The 4665-nt window shown below is 74.1% G+C and carries 5 protein-coding genes; all 5 read right to left on the bottom strand.

Annotation, left to right across the window (positions count from 1 at the left end; translation table 11 throughout):
- On the bottom strand, positions 1-198 hold a 198-nt coding region (locus H5J30_RS18285; RefSeq protein WP_309505563.1), incomplete at its 3' end, for a shikimate kinase.
- Positions 195-1379, bottom strand: coding sequence for a chorismate synthase (aroC, locus tag H5J30_RS18280; RefSeq protein ID WP_181788484.1), 1185 nt, complete (start codon positions 1377-1379; stop codon positions 195-197). The genes H5J30_RS18285 and aroC, both read right to left, overlap by 4 nt.
- A 160-nt stretch (positions 1380-1539) precedes the next feature.
- Positions 1540-2379: a shikimate dehydrogenase gene (locus tag H5J30_RS18275; RefSeq protein ID WP_181788483.1), complete on the bottom strand. Its 840-nt coding sequence runs from the start codon at positions 2377-2379 to the stop codon at positions 1540-1542.
- Positions 2376-4016 carry an endolytic transglycosylase MltG gene (mltG, locus tag H5J30_RS18270; protein ID WP_181788482.1) on the bottom strand — a complete coding sequence of 547 codons (1641 nt, stop codon included), beginning with the start codon at positions 4014-4016 and terminating at the stop codon, positions 2376-2378. The genes H5J30_RS18275 and mltG overlap by 4 nt, the downstream gene beginning before the upstream one ends.
- 78 nt (positions 4017-4094) lie before the next feature.
- Positions 4095-4562: a Holliday junction resolvase RuvX gene (gene ruvX, locus H5J30_RS18265; RefSeq protein ID WP_181788481.1), complete on the bottom strand. Its 468-nt coding sequence runs from the start codon at positions 4560-4562 to the stop codon at positions 4095-4097.
- Positions 4563-4665: the final 103 nt, after the last annotated feature.

Here is a 4665-nt window from a genome sequence, read left to right as displayed (position 1 = left end):
CTTGCCCGCGGCCTTCTCGACGTCCTCGTCCGTGTCGCGGACGGTGGTGCCGAGGCGGTCGGCGAGGACGGCGCCGACGGTGGACTTGCCGGCGCCGGGCGGGCCGACGAGCACCACGGCGGGGCCGTCCGTACGCGCTGCCGCGGCTGCGCCGTCTGCGGTGTCGGGGCGCTCGCGGCCCTCGGTGCTGCTGGTCATCGGATCGCCAGGTTCTCCAGGTAGCCGCGGACGTTGCGGGCGGTCTCGGTGACGCTGTCGCCGCCGAACTTCTCGGCCACCGCGTCGGCCAGCACCAGCGCCACCATCGCCTCCGCCACGATGCCCGCGGCGGGCACGGCGCAGACATCGGAGCGCTGGTGGTGCGCCTTGGTGGCCTCGCCGGTGGCGACGTCCACGGTGGCCAGCGCGCGCGGCACGGTCGCGATGGGCTTCATCGCGGCGCGCACCCGCAGCCGCTCCCCGGTGCTCAGCCCGCCCTCGGTGCCGCCGGAGCGGCCGGAGGAGCGGCGGATGCCGTCGTCGGTGCCGACGATCTCGTCGTGGGCCTGCGAGCCGGGCACGCGGGCCAGCGCGAAGCCGTCGCCCAGCTCGACGCCCTTGATGGCCTGGATGCCCATGAGCGCACCGGCCAGCCGGGAGTCCAGCCGGCGGTCCCAGTGCACGTGCGAGCCAAGGCCGACCGGCACGCCGTACGCGACGACCTCGACGACGCCGCCGAGGGTGTCGCCGTCCTTGTGGGCCTGGTCGATCTCGGCGACCATCGCCTTGCTCGCGTCCGCGTCCAGGCAGCGCACGGGGTCCTCGTCCAGCCGCGCCACGTCGCCCGCGGCGGGGACGCTGCCGTACGGGGCCCTGGCGCCGCCCAGCTCCACGACGTGCGAGACGACCTCGACGCCGGCGGTCTCCTTCAGGTACGAGCGGGCCACGGCGCCCAGCGCGACCCGGGCCGCGGTCTCCCGGGCGGAGGCGCGCTCCAGCACCGGGCGGGCCTCGTCGAAGCCGTACTTCTGCATGCCGGCGAGGTCGGCGTGGCCGGGGCGGGGGCGGGTCAGCGGGGCGTTGCGGGCGATCCCCGCCAGCTCGGCCGGATCCACCGGGTCGGCGGCCATGACCTGCTCCCACTTGGGCCACTCGGTGTTCCCGATCATGACCGCGACCGGGGAGCCGAGGGTGAGCCCGTGGCGTACGCCGCCGATGAAGGTGACCTCGTCGCGCTCGAACTTCATCCGCGCCCCGCGGCCGTACCCCAGCCGGCGGCGGGCGAGGTGGTCGGCGACCAGGTCGGTGGTGACGGGCACTCCCGCGGGGAGGCCCTCCAGCGTCGCGACGAGTGCCGGGCCGTGCGATTCCCCTGCGGTGAGCCAGCGCAACCTGCTCAACGGTGCTCCCTTACGAGTGCGAAGTCCTCGTTCCGATCCTCGCACGCTCCAGACCCCGCACTCGCCCAGGTCCACGGAATGGACGGCCGGACAGACAGGTTCTTGTACCCCTTGTTGTACCCCGCCCGGCCGCCCGGCGGGGCGCCCGCCTCGGGGCGCCTCAGACCGTACGGGCGCGGAGCGCGGCCTCGCCGGCCTCGCGCATGGCCGCCAGCGGGGCCCGGGCGGCGCCCGTCATCTGCTCGACCTGGAGCACCGCCTGGTGCACCAGCAGGTCGAGACCTCCGACGACTGTGCCGCCGCGCGCGGCCCACGCGCCGGCGAGCGGGGTGGGCCACGGCTCGTACAGCACGTCGAAGAGTGCACCGGGGCGCTCCGGGACCACGCCCGCGAGGTCGTCGGTGGCGCCGGCCGGGGTGGTGGCTACGACCAGCGGCGCGTCGAAGGCGGCGGCGGCCTCGGACCAGTCCGCGCAGCGCACCGGGACGCCGAGGCGCTCGCCCCACTGCTCCATCTCCGTCGCCCGGGCGGCGGAGCGCACGTACGCCGTGACCTCCCCGGTGCAGACGGCGGCCAGCGCGGCGAGCGCGGAGGAGGCAGTGGCGCCGGCGCCGAGGACGGCGGCGCGCTCGACCTTCTCGATGCCGCGCTCGCGCAGTGCGGCGGTGATGCCCGGGATGTCGGTGTTGTCGCCGAAGCGGCGGCCGTCGTCGTGCAGGACGACGGTGTTGACGGCCTCGACGGACCGGGCCGTGGCGCCGACCTCGTCGAGCAGCGGGATCACCGCGCGCTTGAGCGGCATGGTCAGCGAGAGCCCGGCCCACTCGGCCGGCTCCAGGCTGTCGAGGAAGGCGGAGAGGCGCTTCTCGTCCACGTCGTAGCGGCCGTAGGTCCAGCCGGTCAGGCCCAGTTCGGCGTACGCGGCGCGGTGCAGCACCGGGGAGAGCGAGTGGGTGATGGGCGAGCCGAGCACGGCCGCGCGCCGCGGCAGGTCCCTCACTCGTCCTCCTTCTTGCGCTGGTTCTCGTTGAACTCCTCGACGTTGCGGTCGTGCTCCTCCTTGCTGGCGGTGAAGCGCGTGTCGCCCGGCTTGACGGTGACGAAGTACAGCCAGTCACCGGGAGTCGGGTCGAGGGCCGCCTCGATGGCCCGCTCGCTGGGGTTGTCGATGGGCCCGGGCGGCAGGCCGGCGTGGAGGTAGGTGTTGTACGGGGAGTCGAACTGGGTGTCCTGGTTGGAGATGTCGAGGTTCGACTCGCCCTTGGCGTAGTTGATGGTGGAGTCGAACTGCAGCATGCCGTTGGTGGCGGTGTTGTCCGGCTTCAGGCGGTTGTAGATGACCTGCGAGACCTTGCCGAACTCCTCCTTCGACTGCCCCTCCGCCTCGATGAGGCTGGCGATGGTGAGGACCTCGTACGGGCTCCGGTCCACCTTCCCCGCCTTGTCCTCCAGACCCAGTTCCGTGTACTTGCCGTTGGCGCGCTTGACCATCTCGCGCAGCAGCTTCTTGGGGTCGGTGCCCTCGGCGGCGGAGTAGCTGGAGGGCCACAGGAAGCCCTCGGGGTTGCCCTCCGCCCAGTCGGGCAGGCCGAGGTCGCCCTTCTCGGCGATCTTGGCGGTGGTGTCCTCCTTGAGCCCGAGGTGCTCGTCGATCATCGCGTAGACGGCGGTGGCGCGCCGGCCCTCGGGGATGACGAGTTGGTTGGCGGCCTCCGGGCTCAGCATCATCTCGACCGCGGCCTCGCCCGACATGCCCTTGTGCAGCGTGTACGCGCCGGGGTGGAGCATCTCGTCGCCGGCGGCGTCGATGAACGCCTGGACGCTCTTGACCACGCCCTTGTCCTTGAGGATGTTCCCCATCTGCGTGACGGTCGCGCCCTCGGGGATCTCCACGGTCACGGAGCCCTCGCCCTCGCCCGAGAAGTCGGGGGCGGCGCCGAACCGGTCGCTCCAGAAGTTGTAGCCGACGTAGCCGAGGCCGCCGAGGCCGCCGGCCAGCACGAGGGCGATGACCAGGCAGGCGCAGCCGTTGCGGCGTTTGGCGCCGCGCCGGTCCCGGCCCGTACCGCGGCCGGCGCTGCGGCCACCGCCGCGGCGGCCCTCGCGGGGGTCGTCGTCGAAGTCGTCGTCGCCGTCACCGTCGAAGAAGGGGTGGTCGTCGCCTTCCGGCGGGCGGGAGGCGGGGTCCCAGTCCTCGCGGCCGTCGGGGCGGCGGCGGGCCTGGCCCGGGTGCGGCGGCTGCTGCTGGTGGTGGCCGGGCTGCTGGTGCGGGTGCGGCTGGTGGGGCTGGTGGTGCCCCGGCTGCTGCTGGTGCGGCTGCGGACGGCGCGGGTGCGGGTGGGGCGGCGGGTAGGCGTCGGGCGTGCCGTAGTAGTCGGGCTGCGGCGCGGGGTTGCCGTACGGGTCGGTCAGGGGCACCCCGCCGCCGGTGGTGTCCCAGCCGCCGGGGTACTGCGGCTGGTGGCCGGAGTCCCAGGAGGACTGCTGCTGGTGCGGGTAGTGCTGCTGCGGCTGCTGTCCCCCGTAGTGGTGGTGCCCGGCGCCGGGCTGCCCGCCCGACCAGTCCTGCTGCCCGCCGTAAAGGCTGTCGTCGGGCTGCCAGGGTTGGGAGCCGGGGTTTTGGCCGTAGTCAGTCATCAGTCCCCTATGCCGCGTGGCCGCCGGTGCTTTTATACGACGGGTGCCGTGTCCGCGCGGAACGTTACCGTATCGCGATCACAGGGCCGCTTCGACGCTCTCACCCGGCGCCGCCCCTGACGCCCGTTCGGCTTCCAGCGCACTCTGGAGGATGACGACGGCCGCCACCTGGTCGACCACCGACCGGCCCTTGCGGCTCGACTTCCCGGCCGCACGCAGGTTCTGAGAGGCCGTCACCGTGGACATGCGTTCGTCGACGAGCCGCACCGGTACGGGGTGCACGCGGCGCGCGAGCTTCTCCGCGAAGCCGCGGACCTTGGCGGCCGCCGGGCCCTCGCCGCCGTGCAGCGAGCGCGGCAGGCCGACGAGCACCTCCAGCGGCTCGTACTCCTCGGTGAGCGCGGCCAGCCTCCGGAACGCCGCCGGCAGGTCCCGGCCCGGGACGGTCTCCACGGGGGTGGCGAGGATCCCGTCGGGGTCGCAGGACGCGACCCCGATCCTGGCGTCGCCCACGTCCACCGCGAGCCTGCGCCCGCGGCGGATCATCCGGCCCTCCGGCGGCGGTTCCGTGCCGAGCGGCTGCCCTGCGTCGAGCGGCCGGCCCGCGTCGAGCGGCTGCCCCGCATCAGCCCGCGGCCTCCGCGACGGC

It is taken from the genome of Streptomyces phytophilus (assembly GCF_013870535.1).
Taxonomy (GTDB): Bacteria; Actinomycetota; Actinomycetes; order Streptomycetales; family Streptomycetaceae; genus Streptomyces; species Streptomyces phytophilus.
This window is presented reverse-complemented; position numbering and strand designations above follow the sequence as displayed.

Excerpts from the sequence above, each read along its gene's own strand:
- mltG (WP_181788482.1), bottom strand. The coding sequence starts at position 4,016 with ATGACTGACTACGGCCAAAACCCCGGCTCCCAACCCTGGCAGCCCGAC.
- ruvX (WP_181788481.1), bottom strand. The coding sequence starts at position 4,562 with ATGATCCGCCGCGGGCGCAGGCTCGCGGTGGACGTGGGCGACGCCAGG.